Source organism: Streptomyces sp. NPDC005494, from assembly GCF_042872025.1.
In the GTDB taxonomy this organism is placed as follows: Bacteria; Actinomycetota; Actinomycetes; order Streptomycetales; family Streptomycetaceae; genus Streptomyces.
In genome coordinates, this window is sequence record NZ_JBIAJR010000011.1 from 181,589 (window position 1) to 206,961 (window position 25,373).

26 protein-coding genes and 1 pseudogene are annotated in these 25,373 nt (G+C 71.0%); 12 read left to right on the plus strand and 15 right to left on the minus strand.

Annotation, left to right across the window (positions count from 1 at the left end; genetic code table 11):
* Nucleotides 1-5: 5 nt before the first annotated feature.
* Both ACFYQ6_RS28920 and ACFYQ6_RS28925 read right to left on the minus strand, forming a co-directional pair.
* Nucleotides 6-668, minus strand: coding sequence for a response regulator (locus ACFYQ6_RS28920; protein ID WP_388765728.1), 663 nt, complete (start codon nucleotides 666-668; stop codon nucleotides 6-8).
* A complete protein-coding gene (locus ACFYQ6_RS28925; protein WP_388765731.1) occupies nucleotides 665-1,792 on the minus strand; it encodes a sensor histidine kinase in 1,128 nt (375 codons plus the stop codon). The genes ACFYQ6_RS28920 and ACFYQ6_RS28925 overlap by 4 nt, the downstream gene beginning before the upstream one ends.
* A gap of 224 nt (nucleotides 1,793-2,016) precedes the next feature.
* On the opposite strand from ACFYQ6_RS28925, the gene ACFYQ6_RS28930 reads away from it, so the two are divergent.
* Nucleotides 2,017-2,382, plus strand: a complete 366-nt coding sequence (locus ACFYQ6_RS28930; protein WP_361586829.1) for a DUF6223 family protein — start codon at nucleotides 2,017-2,019, stop codon at nucleotides 2,380-2,382.
* Nucleotides 2,383-2,389: 7 nt separating this feature from the next.
* Here the strand turns inward: ACFYQ6_RS28930 and ACFYQ6_RS28935 are convergent, their stop codons facing one another.
* Nucleotides 2,390-3,661 carry an APC family permease gene (locus ACFYQ6_RS28935; RefSeq protein WP_388765733.1) on the minus strand — a complete coding sequence of 424 codons (1,272 nt, stop codon included), beginning with the start codon at nucleotides 3,659-3,661 and terminating at the stop codon, nucleotides 2,390-2,392.
* 414 nt (nucleotides 3,662-4,075) lie between these two features.
* Between ACFYQ6_RS28935 and ACFYQ6_RS28940 the strand changes: the two genes are divergently transcribed.
* Nucleotides 4,076-4,612 (plus strand): NUDIX hydrolase family protein, encoded by a 537-nt coding sequence (locus ACFYQ6_RS28940; protein ID WP_361586823.1) that lies wholly within the window; start codon nucleotides 4,076-4,078, stop codon nucleotides 4,610-4,612.
* Between the two features lie 184 nt (nucleotides 4,613-4,796).
* Here ACFYQ6_RS28940 and ACFYQ6_RS28945 read toward each other — a convergent pair whose 3' ends face one another.
* Both ACFYQ6_RS28945 and ACFYQ6_RS28950 read right to left on the minus strand, forming a co-directional pair.
* Entirely contained in the window at nucleotides 4,797-5,786 is a 990-nt protein-coding gene (locus tag ACFYQ6_RS28945) for a helix-turn-helix domain-containing protein (RefSeq protein ID WP_361587058.1), read from the minus strand.
* Between the two features lie 187 nt (nucleotides 5,787-5,973).
* Complete coding sequence (locus ACFYQ6_RS28950; RefSeq protein ID WP_361587061.1) at nucleotides 5,974-6,774, minus strand: M23 family metallopeptidase; 801 nt, start codon at nucleotides 6,772-6,774, stop codon at nucleotides 5,974-5,976.
* A 373-nt stretch (nucleotides 6,775-7,147) separates the two neighbouring features.
* Between ACFYQ6_RS28950 and ACFYQ6_RS28955 the strand changes: the two genes are divergently transcribed.
* Nucleotides 7,148-8,476 carry an APC family permease gene (locus ACFYQ6_RS28955; RefSeq protein WP_361587064.1) on the plus strand — a complete coding sequence of 443 codons (1,329 nt, stop codon included), beginning with the start codon at nucleotides 7,148-7,150 and terminating at the stop codon, nucleotides 8,474-8,476.
* Between the two features lie 104 nt (nucleotides 8,477-8,580).
* Here the strand turns inward: ACFYQ6_RS28955 and ACFYQ6_RS28960 are convergent, their stop codons facing one another.
* The gene (locus ACFYQ6_RS28960) at nucleotides 8,581-9,114 is read right to left on the minus strand and encodes a metallophosphoesterase (protein WP_361587067.1); all 534 of its coding nucleotides are present in this window, start codon (nucleotides 9,112-9,114) and stop codon (nucleotides 8,581-8,583) included.
* A 257-nt stretch (nucleotides 9,115-9,371) separates the two neighbouring features.
* Here ACFYQ6_RS28960 and ACFYQ6_RS28965 point away from each other — a divergent pair, with 257 nt between their 5' ends.
* A complete protein-coding gene (locus ACFYQ6_RS28965) occupies nucleotides 9,372-10,244 on the plus strand; it encodes an MEDS domain-containing protein (RefSeq protein ID WP_361587069.1) in 873 nt (290 codons plus the stop codon).
* A complete protein-coding gene (locus ACFYQ6_RS28970; RefSeq protein ID WP_361587072.1) occupies nucleotides 10,241-11,200 on the plus strand; it encodes a sensor histidine kinase in 960 nt (319 codons plus the stop codon). Before ACFYQ6_RS28965 ends, ACFYQ6_RS28970 begins: the two co-directional genes overlap by 4 nt.
* A gap of 44 nt (nucleotides 11,201-11,244) precedes the next feature.
* Here ACFYQ6_RS28970 and ACFYQ6_RS28975 read toward each other — a convergent pair whose 3' ends face one another.
* From ACFYQ6_RS28975 to ACFYQ6_RS28995, 5 genes are all read right to left on the minus strand, one after another.
* Nucleotides 11,245-11,646 carry a response regulator transcription factor gene (locus tag ACFYQ6_RS28975; RefSeq protein ID WP_361587074.1) on the minus strand — a complete coding sequence of 134 codons (402 nt, stop codon included), beginning with the start codon at nucleotides 11,644-11,646 and terminating at the stop codon, nucleotides 11,245-11,247.
* On the minus strand, nucleotides 11,643-12,701 hold the full coding sequence (locus tag ACFYQ6_RS28980) for a PAS domain S-box protein (RefSeq protein ID WP_361587076.1): 1,059 nt from the start codon (nucleotides 12,699-12,701) through the stop codon (nucleotides 11,643-11,645). The genes ACFYQ6_RS28975 and ACFYQ6_RS28980 overlap by 4 nt, the downstream gene beginning before the upstream one ends.
* Nucleotides 12,702-12,748: 47 nt before the next feature.
* A complete protein-coding gene (locus ACFYQ6_RS28985) occupies nucleotides 12,749-13,405 on the minus strand; it encodes a response regulator transcription factor (RefSeq protein WP_361587079.1) in 657 nt (218 codons plus the stop codon).
* 30 nt (nucleotides 13,406-13,435) lie between these two features.
* Nucleotides 13,436-13,984: an STAS domain-containing protein gene (locus tag ACFYQ6_RS28990; protein WP_361587082.1), complete on the minus strand. Its 549-nt coding sequence runs from the start codon at nucleotides 13,982-13,984 to the stop codon at nucleotides 13,436-13,438.
* A 420-nt stretch (nucleotides 13,985-14,404) separates the two neighbouring features.
* Nucleotides 14,405-14,899 carry a hemerythrin domain-containing protein gene (locus ACFYQ6_RS28995; RefSeq protein WP_388765738.1) on the minus strand — a complete coding sequence of 165 codons (495 nt, stop codon included), beginning with the start codon at nucleotides 14,897-14,899 and terminating at the stop codon, nucleotides 14,405-14,407.
* 211 nt (nucleotides 14,900-15,110) lie between these two features.
* Here ACFYQ6_RS28995 and ACFYQ6_RS29000 point away from each other — a divergent pair, with 211 nt between their 5' ends.
* The gene (locus ACFYQ6_RS29000) at nucleotides 15,111-15,419 is read left to right on the plus strand and encodes a glycosyltransferase (RefSeq protein WP_388765740.1); all 309 of its coding nucleotides are present in this window, start codon (nucleotides 15,111-15,113) and stop codon (nucleotides 15,417-15,419) included.
* Between the two features lie 355 nt (nucleotides 15,420-15,774).
* Here ACFYQ6_RS29000 and ACFYQ6_RS29005 read toward each other — a convergent pair whose 3' ends face one another.
* Both ACFYQ6_RS29005 and ACFYQ6_RS29010 read right to left on the minus strand, forming a co-directional pair.
* Nucleotides 15,775-16,299 (minus strand): O-acetyl-ADP-ribose deacetylase, encoded by a 525-nt coding sequence (locus ACFYQ6_RS29005; RefSeq protein WP_388765742.1) that lies wholly within the window; start codon nucleotides 16,297-16,299, stop codon nucleotides 15,775-15,777.
* A gap of 217 nt (nucleotides 16,300-16,516) precedes the next feature.
* Nucleotides 16,517-16,708 (minus strand): hypothetical protein, encoded by a 192-nt coding sequence (locus ACFYQ6_RS29010; protein WP_388765744.1) that lies wholly within the window; start codon nucleotides 16,706-16,708, stop codon nucleotides 16,517-16,519.
* Here ACFYQ6_RS29010 and ACFYQ6_RS29015 point away from each other — a divergent pair.
* The 6 genes from ACFYQ6_RS29015 to ACFYQ6_RS29040 all read left to right on the plus strand — a co-directional run bounded on the left by ACFYQ6_RS29015 (nucleotide 16,707) and on the right by ACFYQ6_RS29040 (nucleotide 24,648).
* On the plus strand, nucleotides 16,707-16,997 hold the full coding sequence (locus tag ACFYQ6_RS29015; protein WP_361585556.1) for a hypothetical protein: 291 nt from the start codon (nucleotides 16,707-16,709) through the stop codon (nucleotides 16,995-16,997). The genes ACFYQ6_RS29010 and ACFYQ6_RS29015 overlap by 2 nt on opposite strands.
* Before the next feature lie 549 nt (nucleotides 16,998-17,546).
* Entirely contained in the window at nucleotides 17,547-17,888 is a 342-nt protein-coding gene (locus ACFYQ6_RS29020; RefSeq protein WP_388765746.1) for a CU044_2847 family protein, read from the plus strand.
* A gap of 13 nt (nucleotides 17,889-17,901) precedes the next feature.
* On the plus strand, nucleotides 17,902-22,014 hold the full coding sequence (locus ACFYQ6_RS29025; protein WP_388765748.1) for a trypsin-like peptidase domain-containing protein: 4,113 nt from the start codon (nucleotides 17,902-17,904) through the stop codon (nucleotides 22,012-22,014).
* Between the two features lie 517 nt (nucleotides 22,015-22,531).
* Nucleotides 22,532-23,581 (plus strand): YihY/virulence factor BrkB family protein, encoded by a 1,050-nt coding sequence (locus ACFYQ6_RS29030; protein ID WP_361585568.1) that lies wholly within the window; start codon nucleotides 22,532-22,534, stop codon nucleotides 23,579-23,581.
* Nucleotides 23,582-23,743: 162 nt separating this feature from the next.
* A complete protein-coding gene (locus ACFYQ6_RS29035; protein WP_388765750.1) occupies nucleotides 23,744-24,157 on the plus strand; it encodes a phage holin family protein in 414 nt (137 codons plus the stop codon).
* Nucleotides 24,154-24,648 carry a DUF3618 domain-containing protein gene (locus ACFYQ6_RS29040; RefSeq protein ID WP_356739181.1) on the plus strand — a complete coding sequence of 165 codons (495 nt, stop codon included), beginning with the start codon at nucleotides 24,154-24,156 and terminating at the stop codon, nucleotides 24,646-24,648. The genes ACFYQ6_RS29035 and ACFYQ6_RS29040 overlap by 4 nt, the downstream gene beginning before the upstream one ends.
* Nucleotides 24,649-24,800: 152 nt before the next feature.
* On the opposite strand, the gene ACFYQ6_RS29045 is transcribed toward ACFYQ6_RS29040, so the two are convergent.
* The gene (locus ACFYQ6_RS29045; RefSeq protein WP_388765751.1) at nucleotides 24,801-24,944 is read right to left on the minus strand and encodes a hypothetical protein; all 144 of its coding nucleotides are present in this window, start codon (nucleotides 24,942-24,944) and stop codon (nucleotides 24,801-24,803) included.
* Between the two features lie 71 nt (nucleotides 24,945-25,015).
* Nucleotides 25,016-25,360 (minus strand): annotated as a pseudogene (locus tag ACFYQ6_RS29050) (GNAT family N-acetyltransferase); the annotation flags it as partial.
* Nucleotides 25,361-25,373: the final 13 nt, after the last annotated feature.

Genomic DNA, 25,373 nt, shown 5'->3' on the forward strand with positions numbered 1-25,373 from the left:
CGGGGTCAGAAGGTACGCGGGGTCACCAGGCCGGATTCGTAGGCACGGACCACGAGCTGGGCGCGGTCGCGGACGCCGAGCTTGGCCATGGCCCGGTTGATGTGGGTCTTGGCGGTCGACGGGCTGATGACCATGCGGCCGGCGATGTCGTCGTTGGACAGGCCCTGCGCGGCGAGGGCGACCGCCTCGCGTTCGCGGCCGGTGAGTTCCTCCAGTCCGCCGCCGGTGCGGGCGGACGGCGGCTGGGTGACGTACCGGTCGATGAGCTTGCGGGTGATCGACGGTGCGAGCAGGGCGTCACCGCGGGCGGCGACCCGCACGGCGTGCAGGAAGTCCTCCGGCACGATGTCCTTGACGAGGAACCCGGCGGCGCCGGCGCGCAGCGCGTCGAAGACGTACTCGTCCATGCCGTAGTTGGTCAGCATGACGACGTGCACGCCGGCCAGGGAAGGGTCGGCGGCTATGCGCCGGGTTGTCGCGATGCCGTCCATGACGGGCATCTGGATGTCGACGAGCGCGACGTCGGGCAGTTCTGTCCTGATGAGCGTCAGGCCTTCGTCGCCGTCGGCCGCCTCGCCCACGACCTCGATGTCGTCCTCGAGGTCGAGCAGCGCGCGGAAGCCGCTCCGCAGGAGCGGCTGGTCGTCGACCAGCACGACCCGGATCACGACGCTTCGCCCGAGGGAAGTTCGGCCCGGACGGAGAAACCACCCGCGCTGCGAGGCTCTGCGCTCAGGCGACCGCCCAGCGCGGTGACGCGTTCGCGCATGCCCAGCAGCCCCAGGCCGGGCGTCGGCGCGGTGTCAGGCATGGCCTTTCCGTCGTCGTCTACGCAAATCGCGAGTGTGCCCGGCCGGTGGTCGATCGACACCGAGGCGGTGGTGGCGGCGGCGTGCCGGGAGATGTTGGTCAGCGACTCCTGAACGATCCGGTAAGCGGTGCGTCCTACTGCGGCCGGCACGGCGTGCGAGGGCCCGTCGATCGTCAACGCCGTCTCCAGACCGGTCGTTCGGAACTGTTTCACCAGACGGGGAATGTCGTCGAGTCCGTGCGGCGGGGCGATGTCGTCGTCGCGCAGCGCCTCCAGGGTCGCGCGCAGCTCCCTGCTCGCCTCCCGGCCGGCTTCCTGGATCGCCAGCAGGGCCGCCGGCACCTGCTCACCCCGCCGCCGGGCCACGTGGACGGCGACCTCGGACTGCACCTTGATGACCGAGATCTGGTGGGTGAGCGAGTCGTGCAGCTCCCGGGCGATGCGCAGCCGCTCTTCGTCCGCCCGGCGCATGGCGGTCTCCTCGCGGGTGCGCTCGGCTTCGTCCGCCCGCCGTTCGGCTTGGCGCACGGCCTCTCCCGTGGCGAAGGCCGCGATCAGCCAGGCGATCTCCAGAGTGGTCCGGGCCTGCGTCACGACCTCACGCGCAGGGCCGCCGGGGAGGACCGAGGAGGTGAGCAGCAGCGCGGTCAGCAGGCCCACGGACGCGGCCAGGGCGACGGTGCGGTGGCCGGCGCGTACGGCGCTGTACACGGCGACCAGGTAGGAGACGGCGAGCACTTCGAACCCGGCCGCCTGGTGTCCCACCGCGCACAGCCCTGCGACGGCCAGCACCACGCGCGGTGCCTGGCGGCGCGCGGCCAGCGCCAGCGCTCCGGTCGCCAGAAGCGCCGTGCCGAGCACCTCGCGGCCCCCGGACGGGTGGGGCCCGGACAGGGCGGTGCTCAGCAGCAGCGCCGCCACCCCCACAGCGATCGACCAGTCGGTGACCATGGCCGGAACAGCGAACCGCCCCATTCTCATGGGTGCACCGTAGCCGGATCCGGTGGCCGGCGAGCCCGGCTGACGGACGAGCGGCCGGCTACCGCAGGCGCGGTACGGACGCGTCGCCTACGGCACCCGCGGTACCCGGATGCCGCGGCGGCGGCAGGGAGAAGTGCCCGCGCCTGCTGGACGACCGGCAGGGGACACGGGGCGCATCCTCAGGGCGCATCACAACGTTCGACGACGGAGAGGGGAGAGCGGTGATGAGCGCTTCAGCAGTGCTGGTGGCGGCCGCAGAGGGCGGGATCATCGGCGACGGGCGAACGGGAGCCAACCTGGCCCTCGGGGTAGGTCTGCTCGGCGTGGTGATCGGCTGGCGAGCCCTTGCGCGTTCCAGCGGCCGGAGCGGCAGGGCGCGCACCGGCGGGATGTCGGCCGTCGCGGTGGGGGCGGTGGGCACGGTCCTCGCGGTGCTGCACCTGGCCACCTCCAGCGGGGGTCCCGGCACCGGTAACGGACTTGTCGGCGCCGTCATAGCTGTGCCGCTGGGCCTGGGCGGCGTGTTTCTCGGTGGCCGGGCTCTGTACCGCTTGCGCCGCGCCGGCCGGTCGATCCGGATGACCGCCTGACCGCGGGTCACACCCTGCGTGCGGCCACCGCGCGCCGGACACCGTAGGCGGCGGCGCCGAGGGCCAGGACCGCGGCACCCAGGACCACGGAGGACACCGGGAGGGCGAAGGCCAGGACGAGGCAGCCGGCCAGCCCTAGTACGGGAATCGCCCTGGCCTTGCGGCCCTTGTCCGGGGTGAGGGTCCAGGCGGAGGCGTTGGCGATGGCGTAGTACGCCAGGACGCCGAAGGAGGAGAACCCGATCGCACCGCGCACGTCCCCGGTCGCGGCGACCACGGCCACCACTGTGCCCACCACGAGTTCGGCGCGGTGCGGCACCTTGTACTTCGGGTGTACCGCAGCCAGGGCGTGGGGCAGGTGCCGATCGCGGGCCATGGCCAGGGTGGTGCGCGAGACACCGAGGATCAGGGCCAGGAGGGAACCGAGCGCCGCCACCGCCCCGCCGGCACGCACCACCGGCACCAGCCAGTCCGCGCCCGCCGCCCTGGCGGCGTCCGACAGGGGCGCGGCTGCTTGCGCCAGCCCTTGCGGGCCGAGGACGCTCAGCACGGAGACGGCGACGGCCGCATAGACGACCAGCGTGATGCCGAGTGCGATCGCGATACCCCGGGGGATGGTGCGCTGCGGGTCGCGGACCTCCTCGCCGAGGGTGGCGATGCGCGCGTACCCGGCAAAGGCGAAGAACAGAAGGCCCGCCGCCTGGAGCACCCCGCCGAAGGTCGCGTCGTCCCCGACGTCGAGCCGGGCGGCGCTCGACGCTGACGAGGTGAGCGAGGCGGCCACCACGGCGGCAAGGACCGCCAGGACCACGGCGACGATCACCCGGGTCAGCAACGCGGACTTCTGCACCCCGGCACAGTTCACCGCGGTCAGCCCCACCACAGCCGCCACCGCGACCGCGTGGGCCTGGCCCGGCCACACGTACGAGCCCACCGTGAGAGCCATGGCCGCGCAGGAGGCGGTCTTGCCCACCACGAACCCCCACCCGGCGAGGTAGCCCCAGAAGTCGCCGAGCCGCTCGCGGCCGTACACGTAGGTGCCGCCCGAGGCGGGGTACCGGGCGGCGAGCCGTGCTGAGGAGGTGGCATTGCAGAACGCGACCACGGCGGCCAGAGCCAGGCTGATCAGCAGCCCGGAGCCGGCCGCGCGCGCTGCCGGTGCGAGTGAGGCGAAGATCCCCGCCCCGATCATCGCCCCCAGGCCGATAATCACGGCGTCGGACACCCCCAGCCGCCGCTGCAACTGCTCCGGCCCGACGGCCCTCGACGGCTTGCTCATGGCCCCAACCCCCGGCGACGGAGCCGCGTCTCTCACGGACTCCGATATCGGCCGACGATATCGGAGCCGGAGTATCGGCTGACGATGCCGGAGCGGATGCGAGTGCCAGGAGGACCGAACCTGCCCGGAGATCCAAGCCCTTGAGAAACCGATGCTGTTGTTGTCCCGAGACGCCACGACGCTGAGGAGAAGAACCCAACTGCCCTCCGTCCACCGGGACTCGGCCCAGCCGTCGCCCCACCGGACGACGTCCTGTGACGGGGGCCGAGCATCTCGATGGGTCAGGCGCTGGTTCGGTCGGGCAGCCGACGGGGGCAGATGGGGACGCGACTGTGCGACGAAGTCTCGGCAGGAGGCGAGTGAACTGTGGCAGACATGCGACCGGAATCGCGGGTGGGTAAGTATGATCAAGCGATGTCTGACATGACGGAAACCACTCCCGGCTGGCTCACGACGGACGAACTGGACATGGCCAGGGCCCGGATGCCCGTCCTCTACGTCGAGGCGGTTCCTGTGCGGGTGGACGAGAGCGGCGATGTCACCAGCATCGGGCTGCTCCTCCGGATCGGCACCGACGGAACCATGAGCCGCGCCCTCGTCTCCGGCCGGGTCCTGCATCACGAGCGAGTCCGTGACGCCCTGCTGCGGCATCTGGAGAAGGATCTCGGTTCGGTGGCCCTGCCGCGTGTTCCCGCCTCGCTTCAGCCCTTCACCGTTGCCGAATACTTCCCCACCAGGGGTGTCACCCCGTTCCACGATCCACGCCAGCACGCGGTGTCCCTCGCTTACGTCGTACCGGTGACCGGAGATTGCCGCCCGCGGCAGGACGCGCTGGACCTGGTCTGGTTCAGCCCGCAGGAGGCGGCCTCACCGGCTGTGCAGAGCGAGATGCCGGGTGGCCACGGTGTACTTCTGAAGCAGGCTCTGGCCCACATGGGACACACCTACTGACGGATGCCGGGATGGCGGGTGCGCTACCCGCACCCGTCATCCCGGCATCCGTCCGCATCGGCGGAGGAGGGCCTGCCTGAGATCCGGAAACGGACCAGGCAGGCCTTCAGTTCGGGCGGCCGTGCCCCGCACCCCCCGACTCCCCTCCCCCACACCGGATCCCGGGCTCCCGCCCGCACGGCGCTCACTTCAGGACGCCCTCCAGCACCGCCCGGCCGAGTCCGGTCCGATGGTGGAGCACCCGCACGCCTTGGCGCTGGGAGAGCAGCAGTCCCGCCTCGCGGAGCACGCTGGCGTGCCGACTGGCCGTCGACGGCGCGAGGCACAGCGCCGCGGCGATGTCCATCGTGGTCATCGGCCGGTCCAGCAGCCGGAGGAGTGCGGCACGGGAGGCGCCGATGAGCTGGGCCACGGGGGCGTCCCCGCCGGAGCGGCTGCGTTCGAGCCAGCCGGGCACGGGCGAGAGGGGGTGGACCAGGACCGGCGGCAGTTCCTCGTCGACGAGGGCGAGCGGTGCGCGTACGCAGAAGAAGGCCGGCACAAGGGTGAGCGTCCTGCCCCGCAGGCTCAGTTCACGCTCGACCGGATACGGAGCGCGCAGCCTTCCCTCTCGGTAGCGCCACCCGGGCAGTTGGTCGTACCCGGTGAGCAGGCCCTCCGCGCCGTGGCTGAGGACGGCTTGGGCGCGTACGGTCCGGTCGGCCGTCACCTGCGCGCGCATCGCGCTGAGGTAGGGCTCGACGGCGACCTGATGGTAGGCGCGCAGGGCCGTTCCCAGGCGGTGCAGCGCCTCGGGGCATCCGTCGGCCAGGGTGCGCAGGCCGGGCGGGACAGGGCCTGCCCTGTGCGCGTGGAGTCGGCCGATCTCGGCGCGGAGGCGGCGTCGAGGTGTGGAGAGCAGCCGGTCGAGCCCCGTCTCCAGGTCCGTGTCCCCGCGGCCGGGGGTGAGGAAGTCCGGGAAGTAGGAGCCGTCCGGGCAGAGTCGCGTCAGTGCGCGTGTCACCGGGACGAGGCCGGACCGCCGCAGGGCCGCGACCACCTCCCGGCGCCACGCCCCGAAGGTGAGCGGCGCCTGGCGGTTCTGCAGGAGGTGCAGACTCAGCGCGGTCTCCCAGAGCGGGTCCACGCCGGACGCGACGCGTAGGCGGGCCAGTTCCTGGCTCGTGAAGTCCACCCGTAGCACGCGCACCCCCGGTGGTCGCGGACGCCGGTCGCGCCGTCCGGCGAACTCTACGCGCATCACTGAAATGACGCATGCATGCCAGATGGTTGCTACGGCCGGGCGCCGCTTCGACCGCGACGTACGGGGGTCCGGCCGGAACCGGGCGCCGGCCGGACCTTCTACGGGCGATCGCGGTGGCTCAGCAGAGCGGGACGCCGGGCAGCTTCGCGTCCGGATGATCGATGTAGATGTTGCTGATGAAGCCGTTCTGGTCACGCAGCTTGCTCCACCAGTTGTTGCTGTATCCCTCGGCGTTGACGGTGTCGCCCTGCTTCTGGCACAGTACGCGCACAGCCGTCGGACCGGCGAGGGTGGTGACGACGGGCGCGCTGACGCGGGCGTCGGACCGGACGTTCACCCCGCTGCCCCACGTGTTGAAGGGGACGCCACTGCCGCCGCAGCCGTTGTCGCTCGTCAGGTACGCCTGGTTGTAGCTGCCGGGGTAGGAGAGGGCCGCGCCGTTGATGACGATGTTCTGGCCCACACCGTTGAGCAGTTGCTCGTAGTGGATGTGTGCCCCGGAGGAGTTGCCGGTGCTGCCGGTGACACCGATCTGCTGCCCCTGGGCGACGTACGCGCCGCTGGGGACGGAGTAGGCGGAGAGGTGGAAGTAGTACGTCTTCCAGCCGCCGCCGTGGTCGATGGCCACGTAGTTACCGGCACCGCTCGGCTGCGAGTAACGGGTCGCCGTGCCGGCCGCCGAGGCGAGCACCGGGGTGCCTGCCGTCGCACCGCCGTCGGAGCGCACGAAGTCCAGCGCGCGGCGCACTTCGGCCGAGTGGTGGCTGTACGTCCAGCGCTGGCCGCAGGGGTAGGGAGCCTTGAAGGCGGGTGCGGCCGTCGTACCGGCCTCCCCCGCCTGCGCCGGGGCGACCGACAGTCCGGCGAGGGCCGTCAGGGCGGCGACGAACAGGACCGGAAGGCGTCTGAGGAACCTCACGAATGCTCCTAGGTAGGGTAGGCGGCCCGGACGGAGCCGGGTCGAGGCCCGGTGAGCTGCCGGAAACGTAGCGGGGGCACCTACCGCTGACAAGCGTCCGCCCGGCTCCTTCGAGCAGGGACGAAATGCTTGCGTCTCCCGCACAGCCCTCACCCCGTGGCCTCCAGGCACCACAGCGTCGCCGGGCCGCCGGGCTCCGCGGCGTCGGCAGCGGCGGGAGGCGCGGCCCGTGGTGGCGTAAGCCGGGCACCCCTTTCGCTGCCGCGGATGGGTGATGACTCCACGAACAGGGCGACCGCTGCGTACACCTGACCCCGGACGCCCTCCGGGTGTCCGCTGTCTCGCCGACGCCGGGCCGGGTATACGGGACGACGTGAAAACTCCCCCCGCAACGCTCCCGGCCTCACACGCGCCGGCAACGCTCAAGAAGTCCCTGACCACCCCGCTGCTCTACTTCTTCATCCTCGGCGACGTCCTCGGTGCGGGGGTGTACGTGCTGGTGGGCCAGGTCGCCGCGAAATCGGGCGGCGCCGTGTGGGCGCCCCTGCTCGCCGCGCTGGCTCTGGCCCTGCTGACAGCGGCCTCGTACGCGGAGCTGGTCACCAAATATCCGCGCGCGGGCGGCGCCTCGCATTACGCCACCTTGGCGTACGGGCCGTTCGTCGGGTTCTTCGCCGGCTTCTGCATGCTCGCCGCCGGAGTCGTGTCGGTGGCCGCCCTGGCCCGCGGATTCGGCGGCGACTACCTGTCCGAGTTCGTCTCTCCTCCCGTGGTGCTCGTGACGATCGTCTTCCTGGTGGCTCTGGCGCTGCTGAACGCGCGAGGGATCAGTGAGTCGACTCGGGCCAACGTCGTCGCCACGGTCGTCGAGGTCAGCGGGCTACTGCTCGTGATCGGGCTCGGAGCCTGGATCGTGTGGCGCGGCGACGGCGACGCGGGAAGGCTGACGGAGTTGGGTACCGCGAGCGAGGGGCCCGTGGCGGCCCTCCTGAGCGGAGCGGTGCTCGCCTACTACTCCTTCGTGGGGTTCGAGACCTCCGTCAACGTGGCCGAGGAAACCCGTGACCCCCGCCGCTCATATCCGAGAGCACTGTTCGGCGCCCTGATCACGGCGGGCGCGGTGTACGCCTTGGTCGGAGCGGCAGCCGCGGCGGCCGTGCCGACCGAAACGCTCGCCGGGTCGAGCGGGCCGCTCCTCGAGGTCGTCCGGGCCGCCGGCGGGGTGCCCACCGAAGTCTTCAGTGCCATCGCCCTGGTGGCCGTCGCGAACGGGGCACTGCTGACGGGCATCATGTCCTCACGCCTGGCCTACGGCATGGCGCGGGACGGCCTCCTGCCCGGTTTCCTGACGAAGGTGCTGCCCCGTCGGCGCACGCCCTGGGCCGCGATCGCCGCAACCACCGGCCTCGCCCTGCTCCTGGCACTGACCGGGGATGTCTCCACCCTGGCCTCCACGCTGGTCCTGCTTCTCCTCGTGGTCTTCTTCCTCGTCAACACCGCGCTCCTGGTACTGCGTCGCGATGCCGCCCCTCGCGAGCACTTCCGGGCGCCGACGGCTGTACCCGTTCTCGGGGCCGTGTCCTGCGTCGCCCTGGCCACGCGCATCGAGCAGGAGGTCTGGCTGAGAGGGCTTCTTGTCCTGGCTGTCGGCGCGGTCCTCGGGGTCATCGCCGCGGCACGGTCACGGCGCAGCCGTGGTTGAGCCGGGTCCGGTCCGCGGCGGCCGTCACGGACTGCCGGGACGGCAGGCGTAGCCGCGGGAGAACCGGGCGCCCACCGTCGAGCAGCGCGGTCCCGGCGGGCGACTCAGCGCCTCGGCAGGCGGTGCAGGACGACCTCGCCGAGCGCCCCGTCCGCCGATGTGCACGTCATGTACGTGCAGTACGGCTGCCGTCTGCGGTCCGTCGGCGACCCCGGGTTCAGCAGGCGCAGCCCGCCCGGGGCCTCGGTGTCCCAGGGGATGTGGCTGTGGCCGAAGACGAGGACGTCCAGGTCCGGGTACTGCGCGGCGCAGCGCGCCTCCCGACCGCGGGCCGGCCCCGTCTCGTGGACGACGCCCCACCGCAGGCCCCCGAGGCGGACGCGGGCCACCTCCGGCAGCCGGGCCCGCAGATCCGGGCCGTCGTTGTTGCCGTGCACCCCGATCAGGCGTCGCGCCCGTCCCTCCAGCAGGTCCAGGGTGGCCGCGTCGACCCAGTCCCCGGCGTGGATCACGACGTCCGCCCGGTCCGTCTCGCGCAGCAGTTCGTCCGGGAGCCGCTTGGCGCGCAGGGGCACATGGGTGTCCGAGACGAGCAGCAGCCGTACAGGAGCGTCCTTCGCGGTCGTGTCCTCGTCCATCGACGTGTCCTCTTCTCCTGCTCCGGCACAATCTCTCCAGGGCTTCGGCCGACGACCGGCCCCCGGCAGTCGGCGGGTGAGGCCCCCTGAGACACTGTCTGCCCTGACCAGGCCCTCCACGACACGCCGGTTCGTGCGACACTCCACGCTCACCCGGCGCTTCTCCAGCGGACCCGCCGACCCGGTGCGGAGATTCCGCGGAGGAAAGCGTGTTTCCATGTTCGGGAGGGCACATCGGACGGCAAGGGGGGCACAGCGTGCCGGTGGCGGAAAGGGGTGCGGCGCACCCCGGGCCGGAGTCGCGGGAGGGGCACCACTCCAGCGTGGTCTTCTCCGACGACCAGCAGTGGGCGGAGCACCTCGGCGCCTTCGTCCGGGACGGGCTGGCAAAGGGCGAGAGGGTCCACTACTTCGCGGACACCACCGACCCTGAACGGGTGCTGCGCGCGCTTGCCGACGCGGGCATCGACGGGGCGGGCGCCGCGGCGCGGGGACAGCTGTCCGTGTCGGTCGCCGCGCGGACGTACCTGGCCGGTTCCGCCTTCGATCCGGACGCGATGATCGGGCTGTGGTTCGACACGGTGGAAGCGGCCCGCGCCTCGGGTCACCCAGGAGTGCGGGTGGTCGGCGAGATGTCCTGGGGAGCGAGCGACGTCGCCGGCGCCGAGAGGCTGCTGGAGTACGAGCTGCGCATACACGAGGAGGTCTTCGCGCATCTTCCGCTGACCGCGTGGTGCTTCTACGACCGCCGCCTCATGTCCCCCGAGCACGCGAATGTCCTGGCCGGCGCCCACCTGACGCACAGAGGTGAACCGCACGGCGTACCGGCCCTGCGGGTGGCGCCGCTGACGGACCGGCCCGGACTGCTGATGTCCGGGTCGGCCGGCTACGACACACGGGAAGCGGTCGCCGCCGCGGCCGCCGTCCTCTCGAGCGCGGCCCCCCGGATGGAGCTGGACCTCGCGGCACTGCGTCATCTCGACGCGGCTTCGCTGGCCACGCTGGCGGGTGCCGCGGCCGGGCGGCCGGGTGGCGCGCCGCTCAGGGTCCGGCAGGCACCTTCGCCCCTGAGGCGACTACTGCAACTGTTCCCGGAGCTCGACTCCGTGGTGGAGGTCGTGGACCGATGACAACGCACGAGCCGGCCTCGGCCGTCCCCGGCCGGGAGGCCGCCTTCTACCACCCGGCTCTGTTCTACGGCACCGAGGACGAGTACCTCGACGGTGTCGGGACGTTCGTCCAGGACGCCTTGGAGCAAGAGCATTCCGTGCTGGTGGCCGTGCCCGGCCCGGCCCTTCCGCTGCTGCAGGACTTCGTCGAGGCCCACCGCAGGCACGTCACGTGGGTGGACATGCGTCAGGCCGGGCGCAACCCGGGCCGCATCCTGTCGATGCTCCAGGAGTTCGCCGACCGTGCCGCGGCCGCGGGCACACCGGCCTCGATCGTCGGAGAGCCGATCTGGGTCGGGCGTACGGCGGCGGAGGCGTGGGAGGCGACGCGCCACGAAGCGCTGATCAACCTGGCCTTCACCGGTCGCCCGGTCAGCATCCTCTGTCCCTACGACACGGCGTTGCCCGAGGACGTGCTGGCACAGGCTCACCGCACCCACCCGGTGGTCGGAGCTCCGGGGGCGTATCGTGCCAGCTCCCGCTACACAGATCCCCATGAGGTCTCTCGCGACTGCGACACCCCGCTGCCCGAGCCGCCGGACGCGGTCGTCGTCCCGTTCGGCGAGCAGGCTCTGGCCTTCGTGCGTGACGAGGCCGACCGCTGGGCGGCCGCCGCCGGTCTGCCGCCGGTCCGCCGCACGGACTGGCTCCTCGCCATCGGCGAGGCGACCAGCAACTCGGTGCGTCATGGAGGAGGCCGCGGGACTCTGCGCCTGTGGTGTGCCGACGGTGAGCTGGTCGCGGAGATCCGCGACCAAGGGCTTCTGGCCGATCCCCTCACGGGCCGCCGCCGGCCCGACCCGCAGGCGGCCACCGGCGGCCGAGGTGTGTGGATCATGCATCAGGTGTGCGATCTGGTCGAGTTCCGGACGGTGGCGCAAGGGCTCGTCCTGCGTCTCCACATGGCCCTGGAGTGAGCCGGAGGCGTTCCCCGCGGCGGACCTCACCCGCCCTGGCGCTGTCACGGGAGTTCCGCCAACCGGCGCAGAGCCGCGAGGAGTTCCCGATTGCTCGTGCCTTTGAGTACGTACTCGGAGACGCCTGCGCTCGCCATCCGTTCGACGGACCCTTTGTCGTCGTACGCGGAGAACGCCACGATGCGGCTGGCCGGTGAGCACCGCGCCATGTCCCTGGCGACGGAGGGGCCGTCCCCCGGGAAGCGGACGTCCAGAACCACGAGGTCCGGTCGATGACGTCCGGCGAGCCGGAGCGCCTCCTCGCCGTCGCACGCGGTGGCCACGACCTCCATGTCGGGCTGAGCCCGGATGACCTCGCTCAGGGTCTCCAGGAGCATCGCATTGTCATCACAGAGCAGCACGCTGAACGGTGCGCCGGGAGAGCCGTCCGATGCCGCCGCGGTCACGGGGCACCGTCCCCCGGCTCCGGGGGCGGAAGCGGCAGCGGGTTCGGCACCCAGAACTCGACGGTCGTCCCCGTTCCGGGGCGGCTGTGCATGGACCACCACCCGCCTGCCGTCTCGGCTCGCTCCCGCATCTCGATGACCCCGAAGTGCTCGCGGGTGCGGTCCTTGGGCATCGGTTCGCCGGTTCCGTCGTCGGCGACGTACGTCAGGATGCCGCCGTCGGCAGACCTGACGCGGATGTCGACCCTGCTCGCGCGCGCGTGCTTGTGCACGTTGAGCAACGCTTCCTGAACGATCCGGAAGATGGTGATGGCCGTCTCGGGCGTCGGCGTACGGTCCAGCTGGTGATCGAACGAACAGGTCATCCCCCAGGAGGAGCGGACGACATCGTCCAGGTGGCTGGTGAGCCCTTCGATCAGGCCATGCCTGTCGATCCCGGGCGGATGCAGCCGGAACGTCAGACTCCGGAGGCGCCCGATCGCTTCGCGCACCGTCGCGTCGAGACGCTGCAGTTCGGCGGCGTGCGCCTCCGGCACCCGCTCCGCCAGTAGTTCCAGCCGCATCCCCACAGCGACCATGGCCTGGATGGAGTCGTCGTGGACGTCCCACGCGATACGGCGTCGTTCCGTCTCCTGCGCCTGGACCAGGTGATCGAACAGCCGCCGCCGCTCGCTGAGGGCCTGTTGCGCCGCTCGTCGTTCGGACATGTCGCGGGTGACCTTGCCGAACCCCTGCAGTACGCCCTTCTCGTCCCACAGAGCGGTGATGACCACGTTCGCCCAGAACCTGGAGCCGTCCTGGCGGACGCGCCAGCCCTCGTCCTCCAGCCTTCCTTCGGCCACTGCGGTTTCCAGCTCCCACTGCGGCTTGCCCGACGACTGGTCCTCGGGCGGGTAGAAGACCGAGAAGTGCTGGCCGAGGATGTCCGCGGCTCGGTAGCCCTTGATCCGTTCGGCGCCCGCGTTCCAGCTGATGATGTAGCCCTGCGGGTCGAGCATGAAGATGCCGTAGTCCAGCACGCCTTGGACCAGCAGCGTGAAGGCCGTTTCGGACATGGGAGCAGCCTGCTTGCGTGCCCACTTCTGCGGGCGTGCTTCCCGGGTCATTCGAGGAGCCCTTCACGTCGCGCGATCGTCACGGCTTCCAGTTGGGAGCGTGCTCCCAGCTTCTCCAGTACGCGCTGGACGTGGTTGCGCCCGGTGTTCAGGGCGACCCCCAGCTCCTCACTGATCTCCGCGGTGGTGCGTCCCTCCCCCAGGAGTCCGAGGGCTTCCCGCTCGCGCGGAGTCAGGTTCGCACCGACCCCCGGCGCCCGGCCGGTCAGCCGTCCCAGCACGTCACCGAGCACGTCCTGGCTGAACACCGTCTCGCCCGCCGCCACCCGGCGTACGGATTCCTCGAGTTCCCTCAGACCGCGCGCCTTCAGGATCAGTCCGGCTCCGCCGGTCTCCGCGACGCGGGCGGCCACCGACCCGCTGCCCTCGGCCGCAAGGATCAGCACCCGCACGTCGGGTACGAGAGCGCGCAGGTCGGCGATGGCGTTCACCCCGTCGCCGTCCGGCAGGCGCCGGTCCATGAGTACGACATCCGGCTCGCAGCGCCGCGCGTCGGCCAGCGCCGATGCCACCGATGCCGCACGCGCCACGACCTGAAGGTCGGGCGAGCGCTCGAGGGCGAGACAGATCGCCTCGGCCACCATGTCGTGGTCCTCGACCAGGAGGATCCTGACCGGTCGGCTGCGCGGGGACGGGGAGGGCATCGGTGCATCCTTAGGTGGCGGACCGCATGATCATGCCAGAAGGTCCCGGAAGGACGCCTGCTCGGTGGCCTTCCTGGCGGCGGTGGCCTCTTGGGCGGCGGCAGCCATCCTGGCGGTGGTGGACTCGTCGGCGGTGGTGGACTCGTCGGCGGTGGCGGAGTCGGCGGCGGTGACCTCGCCGGCGGCAATGAGCTCGAATTGCGCGTCACACCGGATCGCGGGCGTTCCCGGAGCGCGCGTCCGCTCCGTGTCCGTGGCCGCGTTCCCTCCAGTGAAGAGATACCCGGCCCCGATGAGGGAGAGCAGGCGTGCCAGTTGGCTGCCGACCCCTTCCACGACGAGATCCACACCTGCCCGGAGCACGGCCGCCCGCGCCCTGAGCAAGGCGCTCAGTCCGGCGCAGTCGCAGAAGGAGACGCCGGTCAGATCCAGGCAAAGGCTCACCGGCTGCTCCGCCAGGACAGCCGTCACCACCTCCAGGACGTGAGGGGCGGTGTCCAGGTCGAGTTCGCCGACGAGAGTTACTCGTGCGACGCCCGAACGAACCAGGACATTCGACGTGAACGGAGAGGTGGTCACAGCGTCCCACACCTCTCTGCGCTCACGTGCCGCACATCCCTGCGCAGCACGGCCCCACGAGCCCTTCCGGCGAAGAGGCCACCTGTCGTCAGCCGTCGCATCACTACCCCATAGCGCGAGGACACCAGTGATGACTAGTGAATATGCACTAGGAGAGGAAGTCAACGTGTGCCGCCGGAGGCGTGGGGCGGCGGCGGACGGCCTAGGAGCGCGGACCGCTTTGGACCAGCCCTGTACCGCGTCGGGCCGAGGCGTCTTCCTTCGACACGGGGTGGCTGGTGGCCGATTCGGTGCCGCGGACCGCCGTGCCGCACCACAGGAAGGCGGGCATGAACCGACGCGGCACCCGTCCGGGATGCCGGACGGGTGCCGTCAGGCCGGACGGGTGCCGTCGGGCCGGGCGGCCGGTGAGCCCGGCGGTCAGTGAGCCCGGACGACTGCGCGGACGCTGTCGATGGACCCGCAGTCGGCTTTCAGGTGCTTGCTGCGGTCACGGAGGAAGACCTCGCCGAGTTCGGCCCGGCGCTCCTCCGGCACGTTCTCCCGGGCCCCGTTGAGGATCGTGCGCTCCTCCTCGTCCAGGTGGTGGGTGACGGCCGCCGCGAGCTCCTCGAGCTTCTCGTCCCACTCGTCCGAGCCGACCTCCTCCACCTCCATCAGGGCGAGCAGCGCCTCGTTGCCCTCATGGTGCTCCTCTTCTCCGTGCTCGACCGCCTCGTTGTCCACGTTCCGAAAGCGCTTCAGCGCGGGGTAGATCTCGGTCTCCTCCGCCTCCCCGTGGGCGATCAGGAGTGCGGCGAAGTCCCGCAGGGCCGCCTCGCGGTCCTCCTCGACGCTCCGCATCCGTCGCAGCAGGCCCTCCATGGTGCGATGGTCCTCGAGAATCGCGGTCACCACATCACGCGCTTCGGACATCACAAGCTCCTCTCCTCGGACAGTGCTCCGCTGGTACCCCGGCGAGGGGCAGATAAGCGGAGGCCGGCACGTGGGTGCGACAGCGCTGCGGGGAGGGACGGAGGCGGTCTCGGAGCGCTCACCCCCCACCCGCCGACTGCACGCTCCCCAAGATCCCTGTCATCATGTGCCTGACATAACGCTGCCCCTGAGGAGCCCCACGATCATGCGCATGACCCGTCTCGTCACCCTCGGCCTGGCCTCCGCGCTCGCCCTCACCGGCGTGCTCGTCACCGGCCCCGTGGCCGGCGCCGCAGCCCAGGCCGGCTGCCAGTACAGGGTCGTGTGGCCGACCGCCGGCGTCTACGAGAATCCGAATCCGAGCAGTGTCGTCGTCAAGACCAAGCACGCCGGCGACATCGTCGGCGCATCGACGTGCGAGGGCGCGTCCTACAACGAGTACGGCTACGTACTGGTCGCCACGGATGCGGCAGCAGACGGACGAGGCTGGATGCGTGCCGAGGCGGTTGTCAGCGTCTGACGGTGAACCAGGGGGCCGGGTCTGTTCGAACTCCGGCTCCCCCACCATCGGGCTCGGGAGCCGGCTGGAGATGAGGGGCGGGCTCCCGGTGGTGTCCAGCAGGCCTGGCATCGCCTGGCGGGTCTTTCGGGGATCTCTGGTGGGGTGCGATCACAGGACCTGCCGGCGTCGGCATAACTGCTCCCTGCAACGGTGCGCCTGTGAGCTGTGACCTTGCTGCACCGGCACGGCCGGACTTCGGTGGGTCCAGGAGCGAGGACGACGCCGATATCGATACCGGTACTGGACGATCTTGCACCTCACCGTGATGTACGGACGACCGGTCCACGGCCCCGCTGGGTGCCGCCGAGCGAGCCTACGAGGCCAGAGCCTCCTCGAAGCGGGCGTACGCCTCCTCGTCGAAGAGCACGAACCGGACCTCGGTGACTGGGGCGAGCGCGGCTCGGCGGACCGTGCGCACAGCGATCCGCGCTCCGTCGTCGAGCGGCCATCCGTAGATGCCCGTGGAGATCGCCGGAAACGCAACCGTCCGGGCTCCCAGCTCCGACGCCACCCGCAACGACTCCCGGTAGCAGGAGGCCAGCAACTCGGAACGATCCTCCGTGCGCGACCAGACCGGGCCCACCGTGTGGACGACGTGTTCCGCGTGCAGCCGACCGGCCGTCGTCGCCACTGCCTGCCCGGTCGGCAGGCCTTTGCCGTAGTACGAGGCTCTCAGATCGCGGCAGGCCGCGAGGATTTCCGGCCCGCCACGCCGGTGGATCGCGCCATCCACGCCGCCACCACCCAGCAGCGAGGAATTGGCCGCGTTGACCAGGACGTCAGCGTGCTGCTCAGTGATGTCCCCGCGCACGAGAGTGATCGTCAGTGGTGTCGTCATGGAACCATCCTGCCTCCACAGCCGACGCGGCCACGATCCGCCCGGCAGTGCCTGGACCATGAGCGACTGTGTACGCCACGACGCCGCGGCCGTACCGCGCGACTTCGGCGCTTCGCGGTGGACGCGGACCCGCCCCGACCCCGGCCGGGCAGGCCGGAGCGGGTCGGATCAGGCCGTGTCCGGGCGGCGGGGGCGGACCGGGTCCGCGTGGGTGAGGTCAGCCGATCGCGCGCAGTACCAGCCGGACCATTCCTATGATTCCTCGCCCGATCCACCCGAGCAGCCCCGTCTCCACCGCCAGCTCGGCGGCGTCCGCCGCCGTCTCCGCCCGGTCGGCCTTGGAGCGGCACCGGGAACAGGAACGGGGCCAACGGCGCTTTGTCGCACCGCACTTCCTACACATCACCATGATCTCATTCTCTCCTGGCCGCCCGACGCCCTGCACCCGCAGCTGTGCCCACATGGTCCGCGCCCTGGCCGCCCGCGACCCCCGGACCGCTCCGGCAACCGTGGCGCGCCTCACCCGGGACCCAGACCGCGCTGTCCGGGAGGCCCTCACCCGCCACCCGAACCTGCCGCGGCCCCGGCTGACGGAACTTCTCGACGACGAGGAGCTGGCCCATGTGGCCGCGGCGAACCCGGCATTGGAGCCCGAGGTGCTCCATCGGCTGGTGACGATGCAGGGCCGGCGGGAGTGACCGCCGCACCCTGACGGGGTCGGCGCATGAGGCCGGCGCCGCCACACGGCGCGGTCCTCCGCCAGGTCTGCGCCTGGTGCTGCCGGAACAGCGGTGGGCGTTCCGGTGGCGGCCGGGACCGGTCTCGGTGGGCCTGTCGACCGGCAGCACGCAGCCGAGCGATGCCCGTGTCGGGGGCGGCCTCCAGGGAGGTGGGAGCACCGGTGATCATGAGGAGCAGCACGCCGCCCTGGACACCGGCAAGCAGCGCCGCTGCCTCCCGGTCTGCATCCAGGCCGGGGGCGGTACCGCCCTCCGCCTGCAGGTGACGGATTCCCTCGGCGAGGTCCGCCCACCGCGTCAGGGCCCCCCGGCGCAATCGATTGCGCCGGCCCCGTCCCCGGCGGCTGTCCCGCTGACCGTCACGCGCATGATCTGGCCATTCCCCGAGCTATGGCTGCGGCCGTGGTGCACGGGTGGTACATCTGTGCCCATGACGAGGGTCGGCGCATTCACTCGGCCCCGGCAGGATCGGACCGCTCACAGACTCACACAAAGACAGGGGGACCGGTGGGCAGCGTTGTGCGCATACCGCTGGAAGACGGTGGTGCGGTGCTCCTGGAGGTACTCGGCGATGGGGACGCGCTGGGCGGGCCGGTCAAGGCCGGCCGGCTCGGGGACCTGGTCGATGAACTCCCGGCCGGTCTTCGTACGGTGCTCCAGCCGGTGACGGTCGCCTCCCGGACCATCCTGGAACAACTGACACATGCCCAGCCGGACGAGCTGGAGGTCGAATTCGGGGTCAACCTCGCCGGCCGCGCCGGAGCCATCATCACCAGTACCGAGGCCTCCTGCCACCTCAAGGTGCGCTTGCAGTGGAACAAGGCCGAGCAACCGCCGTCCGCAGGCTGAGGACGGAGGCGACGTGGCGGGACCGGCACCGGAGGCGTCAGTCGCCCGGGTCTTCGCGGCAGACGGCCGGACGGCCGGTGCGGGGTTCCTGGTGGAGGAAACCCTGCTGGTCACGTGCGCGCACGTCACACGGAACGCGGGTGTGTCCACGGGTGATGAGGTCACCCTCCACTTCCCGCACGCCGGCCACGTGGCGCGCTGCACGGGGACCCTGCTGGCCGAGGGCCGGCGCGCCCCCGAGGCACAGGACCTCGCGTTCATACGGCTCGACAACCCCCCGACGGGAACCGGGGCATTGCGGCTGGGTTCGTCGGCGGACGGCCGAGGTCACCGGATATGGAGCTACGGCTTCCCCGCCCAGGCACCGTCCGAGGGGCATTTCGGCTATGGGCAGGCGGGCCATCTCCTCCCGGTCGACGGTACGCCCGGTGGGCTGCTCCAACTCTCCGACAGCAACGACCTGGCCACCGGCTTCAGCGGAAGCCCGGTGGTCGACGAGACGACCGGGCTCGTCATCGGGATGATCACTGCCATCGGGCCGCCGGACGAGCATCTCAAGGGTCTGGGCATCGCCTACGCCACTCCTGTCCAGGCGATCCGGGAAGCCTGGCCCGGCCTGATCGAGCGGGAGGTGTGCCCCTACCTCGGGCTCGACACCTTCACGGCCGACCAGGCCCAGTGGTTCCATGGGCGCACCGCCGCCGTCGATCAGGTGCTGGAAGCGCTGGCCGGTCCGCAGCGGGCGGTGCTGCTGCTGGGCCCCTCGGGCTCGGGCAAGTCCTCGCTGATACAGGCGGGTGTGCTGCCCTCACTGGCGGAAGGCCGGCTGCCCGGCAGCGACCGCTGGCTGCCCGTGGTGGCCCGTCCAGGTGAGGATCTGCTCGCCGAGCTGGAACGGTCCGGCCTGCCGGGGGCCGCCGACGGGCTGGTGGCGGCTGTGACGGCGCGGCTCGATGCCGATCCCTCGTACGACCAACTCCTCCTGATCGTCGACCCCTTCGAAGAGCTGTTGCGGGAAGGGCCCGGCGAGGCAGGCGGAGAGCCACCGCACGCCTGCCGCACCGCACTCGACCAATTGGAGGCCTTGGTCGTCTCGGACGTCCCGGCCCGGATGATTCTCGTCGTGCGGGACGACTTCTACCCCCGGCTCGCTGTCGCTCCCGGCCTCCGGACTGCGGTGAAATCCGGGCTGGTGGATGTACCGGCGACGCTCGGCACGCAGGAGCTGCACGAGATCATCACCCTGCCCGCGGAATCGGTCGGACTGCGCTTCGCCGATGGTCTGCCGCAACGCATCGTGACCGATATCCTGAACGCCGAACCCGCGCGGGCGGGCGCCGGTTCCCGGCGTGCCCGCTCGACGATGCTGCCGGCACTCGAACTCGCCCTCAGTGAGCTCTGGCGCAGGCGGACGGACGGTCGCCTCACCCATGACGCGTATCAGCGCCTGGGCAGTATCAGCGGCTCCCTCGCCACTTGGTGCAACACCGCGCTTCATCGTCTGGCCCCGGCCCAGCAGCCGATCGCGCGGCTGCTGCTCACCGCGTTGGTGCGCCCGGCCGACGAGGCTCGCCGTATACCCGCCGTCCGCCAGCAACTGCCGCTGAGCACGTTGCGGGACATCACCGCCGACGCGGGAGACGGTACGGATGCGGGTGAGGTACTCGACACGCTCATCCACACCCGCGTGATCATCACCCGTAACCTCCCTGACGGCCCTCGCACCCCGGTCGCCGAACTCATTCACGAGGCGCTGATCCGTGACTGGGGCGAGCTGAGGGAATGGGTCCGCGAGGATCATCGCTTCCAGGACTGGTTGCGCCGGGCCGAGGAACAGTGCGCGCGTTGGACGGAGCACCAAAGGTCGACGGACGAACTCCTCAGCGGATCGGCGTTGAACGAGGGCCTGGAGCACGCGGCGGCACGCCGGCTGCCGCGGGTGACGTCCGCGTTCCTCCAGGCGAGCCGGGACCACCAGCAGACCAGGCACAGGAGACTGCGCCGGCTGAACAGCGTCCTGGCTGCCGCCCTGGCCACCGTGCTCCTGGCGGCAGGAATCGCGATATGGCAGCGGCAGTCCGCCGTCGAGGCCGAGGAGATGGCCCGGTCGAGGCAGCTCGCCGCCCAGTCCGCGAGCCTGATCGATTCCTCGCCCGACCTCGCGTCGCTGCTCGCCGTCCAGGCTTACCGGACGAAACCCACCGAGGAGGCGACAACTGCCGTGTACGCCGCGGCAGGCCTGCCCCTGAAACGACGGCTTCCGGACGCGACGCGAGTGACCATGGCCCTCAGTCCCGACGGGAGGAACCTCGCTGCCGTCGACGACGAGCAGCATGTGCGTGTCTGGTCGCTGTCCGACGGGAAGGCCCGCAAGCTGCGGCTTCCCGCCGCGAACCTGCGGGAAATCGTGTTCGACCCGACGGGAGAGACACTCGTAACGGGTACGGACGACGGCCGTATCCGTCTGTGGGACGTGGGGTCCGACCGGCAACGCGGCAAGATCCTGGATTCCGGTGAGTGGCCTGTCGCGGCACTGCGTTTCACTCCCGATGGCCGGCGGCTGCTCAGCAGCGACACCGGCTCCGAGATCACGGTGTGGAACCTGGCAACGCACCGGCCCGCGCACCGGTTCACCGGCTACACCGTCGTGAGGGCGGAGTCGTTCCACGCGTTCTCACCGGATGGGCGCACCGTGGCCATCGGCAGCGGCAACGGCACCCTCGAACTGTGGGACGTGGCGAGCGGTGAACGCAGGGAATCCTTGGCCTCGCACGGCGACGAGGCCATCGGGACCCTGGACTTCAGCGCCGACGGCTCACTCCTCGCGGTCGGACATCACGACGGCTCGACCGCTCTGTGGAGGGTCACCGGGGACGAGCGAACCGTCACCACCCTGGAGGGAAGGGACCGGACCACCGTCGACGACGTGACGTTCGGCCCGGACGGACAGACGCTCGCAGCGATCTACGTCGACGGCACCGCGAGCCTCTGGGACGTCCCGGCCCGGAAGGCCCTCGGCGTGTACCACCGTGTGACGCGGCCCGCGTTCTTCACGCCCGACGGCCGTTCCCTCGTCACCGGGGGCGCTGAGGGCGCGCGGGTATGGGGCCTGGGCACCGTTCTGCCGCGGCTTGCCCTGAACGCCGGCACGGCGGGGCACGCCGGGGCCCCGCCGTCTCTGGTGTTCAGCCCTGATTCACGCGCGCTGCTGGCCCGCGGCGACACCGTGCAGCTGTGGGCGGCGGCCGAGGGCCGGCTGCGAGGCGAGCTGTCGGGCCGCGTGGTGTGGGCCACGGCGTTCGACGCTCGTGGGCGTGCGCTGGCAGTGGGATGGAGCGAAAAGGGCAGGGTCGAAGTCTGGGACGTTGCCACGGGCCGGACCGTCGCGACGCCGGGGAGGCACGACAGCGGCTACGTGGAGGCGGTGACACTCAGCGCTGACGGTGAAGTGCTCGCCTTCGCCGAGCACGGCGAGGACGCGGAAGTGCGGCTGGTGAACACCCGTACCGGCACAATGATGCCCGGCGTTCCGATGCCGGACCAGGACAAGGGGCAGGCTGAACTGGCCCTGTCGCCCGACGGAAGGATTCTGGCCGTCAGCCAAGGGCAGCGGACCAGGTTGTGGGACACCGCCGAGGGCAGAACGCTGATCACGGTCGAGGACTACGGGAAGCTGATGTTCTCGCCTGACGGGCGGAGCCTGGCGATCGGGCAGGACGAGGGCGACATCCGCGTCCGGGACACAGGCGACGGCAGCGTCAGCGCGACGCTCACCGGTCATACCGACCACATCACGGCCACGGCGTTCTCCACCGACGGTATGACGCTCGCGAGTGCCGGCTACGACGGCACGGTGCAACTGTGGGACCTGTCGACCCAACGGTCCCGCACCACGTTCACCTTGCCCGGAGGCGTTGTCACATCAGTGGCCCTCAGCCCGGACGGGCGGTCTCTGGCAGCCGGGACGGAGGGCCGGGTCGTACGCCTCTGGGACGTCGTCCTCTCCGCGCCCGGCAAGGCGATCGATTCCATCTGCCGAGCCGTGGCCCGCGACCTGACCACTGCCGAACGGCGAAACTACGCCCCCGGTTCCGGTGACGACCCCGTCTGCCCGGAGCCGCCGTGACCGCACCGGCACGGTCGCGTCGGACGGCAGGACGGACTCCCGTCGCGTACGAGGGCAGTCGGGTGGGAGCGCGTACGCCGGGATGCCTACGCGCCGCTGCGCGTACCAGGTCGAGCAACGGCATCGTTGCGCGCAGCGGTTGACGTGCGGCTCAGCGTGACCGCTGCTGCCGGATGACGCTCTTGGCGGTGTTGCGGATCCGCTTCGTGCGGCCTCGTCCGGCGAGGAGCTGGAGCACTTCGACGTTCGAGGTGGGGGCAGCCCGGAGTTGCAGCCAGTTGCTTGCGTCGAGGAGGGCGTTCGGATGCCAGGGCCGATCGAGGGCGATGTCATGCCCTGCCCGTCGCCCTGAGCAGTCCCGTCACCGGCCACCACCAGGACCACCGGGTCAACAGCGCACCTGATGAGACGTCACCCCGGCCTGCAGGCGGATACAGCGTCGCGGTCCCGCACGTGGCCCCGGCTTCTGGGGTGCCCTCGCGGACATGAGTGGCGCCGCGGTGGAAACCCGCTGGGTATGGCAGACACACCGAAGCCGGCACGACCCGGCAGCGATCGCAATTCCGGCGCCACGGATCCGGCTACCGGAGTGGGCCCCGATGAACAGGTCGAGGAGCGGGCACCGGACGAGCCGGCCGAGCTGCCCCGGCGGTCCTGGACCGCCGTGCTGCGCGGCACGCTGAAGGAGTTCAAGGACGACGAGCTCCCGGACCGTGCCGCCACGCTGACCTACTACGGGGTACTGGCGCTGTTCCCCGCCCTGCTCGTTCTGGTGTCCCTGCTGGGCATCGCCGGCGAGTCGGCCACCGAGCAGGTCCTGCGGAACTTGCAGAAGCTGACGCCCAACTCCGCCCGGGACGTGATCAGCGACGCGGTGGAGCAGCTCCAGGGCAACTCGGGCGTCGGGTCGTTCATGGCGCTCGCGGGTCTGGCCGTCGCCGTGTGGTCGGCTTCCGGGTACGTCGCGGCCTTCATCCGCATCTCGAACGTGGTCTACGAGATGCCCGAGGGCCGGCCGGTGTGGAAGATCCTGCCGCTGCGCCTGGCCCTGACCGTGACGCTCATGGTCCTGGCGTGTGCGAGCGCACTCATCGTGGTCTTCTCGGGCGGCCTGGCACAGCAGGCAGGCACCGTTCTGGGCGTCGGGGACGCCGCCCTGACCCTGTGGTCGATCGCGAAGTGGCCGGTCCTCGTCCTCCTGGTCACCGTCATGATCGCAGTCCTCTACTGGGCCGCTCCGAACGCCAAGGGCCGCGGCTTCAGGTGGGTGACCCCGGGCAGCTTCCTGGCCCTGGTGATCTGGATGCTCGCCTCGGCCGGTTTCGCTTTCTACGTCGCCAACTTCGCCGCATACAACAAGACGTACGGCGCCCTCGCCGGCGTGATCGTCTTCCTGGTGTGGCTCTGGATCACCAACCTGGCGATCCTCCTGGGCCTGGAGTTCGACGCGGAGATGGTGCGGCAGCGCGCGATCGCGGGCGGATTGCCCGAGGACGAGGAGCCGTACGTGGAGCCCCGTGACACCCGCGCCTGGAGCGCCGGCGACCGCCGCCGCATGACGCAGTGAGCGGCTTCTCTCCGTGGGACGGATGCGGACGCGGTTGCCGGGTAGCCGGGCGACAACGGCGTACACATCCCGATGAGGGAGTTCCTCGCCGCGGCCGACTGCCACGTGAGGAGTCCGCCCCTGACGATTCGGACCGATCGAGGAAGGCAAGGTGACCTCATCATGAGCACAACGGAGCAGCAGCCTCGCGCCGACGGCGAACAGGTGGGCGCGCTCGTATCGCGCGCCTCGCAGCAGATCTCGGAGCTGGTCCGCGAGGAGATGCAGCTGGCACGTTCGGAAATGACGCAGAAGGGCAAGCGTTTCGGAAAGGGCGGCGGCTTGTTCGGCGTCGCCGGTCTCATCGGCATCCTGGCGGCCCAGGCGCTGGTGGCGACCTGCATCGCCGCGCTCGCGCTGGCCCTGCCCCTGTGGGCAGCGGCCCTGATCGTCACTGCCGTGCTGGCGGTGTCTGCTGCCGTGGCCGCCCTGGCCGGGAAGAAGCAGATCGCGCGGGCCGGCGCACCCGCTCCCGAACAGACCATCGACAGCGTCAAGGCCGATCTGGCCGAGATCAAGGAGAAGGCACACCGATGAACGACGAATCGCAGAACAAGATGGGCACTCCCACTCCTGAGGAACTGCGCGCGCAGGTCGAGCAGACGCGCGACGAACTCGGGCAGACCGTCGAGGCGCTGGCCGCCAAGGCCGACATCAAGGCGCAGGCGAAGGAGAAGACGGCCGCGGCGAAGGCACAGGCCGCGGAGAAGACCGCCGCCGTGAAGGAGCAGGCTGCGGCCAAGGCCGCGTCGGCCTCCGACCAGATCCGCGAGAAGACGGGGCAGGCGGCACAGTTGGTGCAGGACAAGACCCCCGACGCCGTGCTGGAGAAGACGGCTCAGGCCGCCGCACAGGTACGGGAGAGCGCGGCCCAGGCAGGGCAGTACGTGGCGGCCAAGACGCCTGACCCGCTGCGGGAGAAGGTGGGCCAGGCCGCGTCGGCCGCACGTGCCAACCGCACCCCGCTCCTCGCGGGCGGCGCACTGCTCATCACCTTGCTGCTGATACGCCGCGGACGCGCACGGTGAAATCGTCCAGGAGCGCCCCGGGCCGGTCGGCCCGGGGCGCTTCGTCGATCAGAGGCCTGAACGTAATCCGCGTCGGCCAGGCTCCGCGTGCGGGGCGGACGACATGAACTGTCCTGCACAGCGCATCATGGCGCGCCGCCCCGGCATGCGCGTCAGCCCAGGGTGCGGCCTGCTTCGCCCGCCAGCTGCCGGGCAGCCCGGTTCACGGCGAGCGCTGGATGTAACGCGATGACATCGGCCGGCTCCCGCCGGATGAAGTCGCCTCCGACTTCGACGAGTTCGTCGACGGTGCACACGATCTCGGTCTCGCCTTAGGTGGCCCGACGAGTCGGCTCCCTCTCCCCCGTCTCCGCAGCCGGGGGATGTGTCAGTGCAGGTCGAGCCGCATCAGAACTCGAGGGTGGCCGGCCAGCACCGAGGTGGTGTCGGCAGCGTGGACGAACCCGGCGCGCTCGAAGTTCCTCCGGATCCCGGCGTATGCCGTCGTCGTATCGATCCTGGCATCACCGCTGTCGAGCGGGTACGCCTCGATCACCGGGGCGCCGTGGGCACGGGCGAACTCGACCGCACCGGCGATCAGCGCGTGCGAGATCCCCTTCCTTCGATGCCCCGGACGTACGCGGATGCACCACAGGGACCAGACCGACAGGTCGTCGACGTGGGGAATGCTGCGGCTGCGCGCGAAGGCTGTGTCCGAGCGCGACGCGGGAGCTCTCACGTTCGTC

Coding starts and splice junctions, on each gene's coding strand:
- ACFYQ6_RS29000 (WP_388765740.1), top strand. CDS start 15,111: ATGACCCGTCTCGTCACCCTCGGCCTGGCCTCCGCGCTCGCCCTCACC.
- ACFYQ6_RS28925 (WP_388765731.1), bottom strand. CDS start 1,792: ATGAGAATGGGGCGGTTCGCTGTTCCGGCCATGGTCACCGACTGGTCG.
- ACFYQ6_RS28970 (WP_361587072.1), top strand. CDS start 10,241: ATGACAACGCACGAGCCGGCCTCGGCCGTCCCCGGCCGGGAGGCCGCC.
- ACFYQ6_RS28935 (WP_388765733.1), bottom strand. CDS start 3,661: ATGAGCAAGCCGTCGAGGGCCGTCGGGCCGGAGCAGTTGCAGCGGCGG.
- ACFYQ6_RS28940 (WP_361586823.1), top strand. CDS start 4,076: ATGTCTGACATGACGGAAACCACTCCCGGCTGGCTCACGACGGACGAA.
- ACFYQ6_RS28930 (WP_361586829.1), top strand. CDS start 2,017: ATGAGCGCTTCAGCAGTGCTGGTGGCGGCCGCAGAGGGCGGGATCATC.
- ACFYQ6_RS29005 (WP_388765742.1), bottom strand. CDS start 16,299: ATGACGACACCACTGACGATCACTCTCGTGCGCGGGGACATCACTGAG.
- ACFYQ6_RS29040 (WP_356739181.1), top strand. CDS start 24,154: ATGAACGACGAATCGCAGAACAAGATGGGCACTCCCACTCCTGAGGAA.
- ACFYQ6_RS29015 (WP_361585556.1), top strand. CDS start 16,707: ATGATCTCATTCTCTCCTGGCCGCCCGACGCCCTGCACCCGCAGCTGT.
- ACFYQ6_RS28985 (WP_361587079.1), bottom strand. CDS start 13,405: ATGCCCTCCCCGTCCCCGCGCAGCCGACCGGTCAGGATCCTCCTGGTC.
- ACFYQ6_RS29030 (WP_361585568.1), top strand. CDS start 22,532: ATGGCAGACACACCGAAGCCGGCACGACCCGGCAGCGATCGCAATTCC.
- ACFYQ6_RS28960 (WP_361587067.1), bottom strand. CDS start 9,114: ATGGACGAGGACACGACCGCGAAGGACGCTCCTGTACGGCTGCTGCTC.
- ACFYQ6_RS29010 (WP_388765744.1), bottom strand. CDS start 16,708: ATGGTGATGTGTAGGAAGTGCGGTGCGACAAAGCGCCGTTGGCCCCGT.
- ACFYQ6_RS29035 (WP_388765750.1), top strand. CDS start 23,744: ATGAGCACAACGGAGCAGCAGCCTCGCGCCGACGGCGAACAGGTGGGC.
- ACFYQ6_RS28995 (WP_388765738.1), bottom strand. CDS start 14,899: ATGTCCGAAGCGCGTGATGTGGTGACCGCGATTCTCGAGGACCATCGC.
- ACFYQ6_RS28980 (WP_361587076.1), bottom strand. CDS start 12,701: ATGTCCGAAACGGCCTTCACGCTGCTGGTCCAAGGCGTGCTGGACTAC.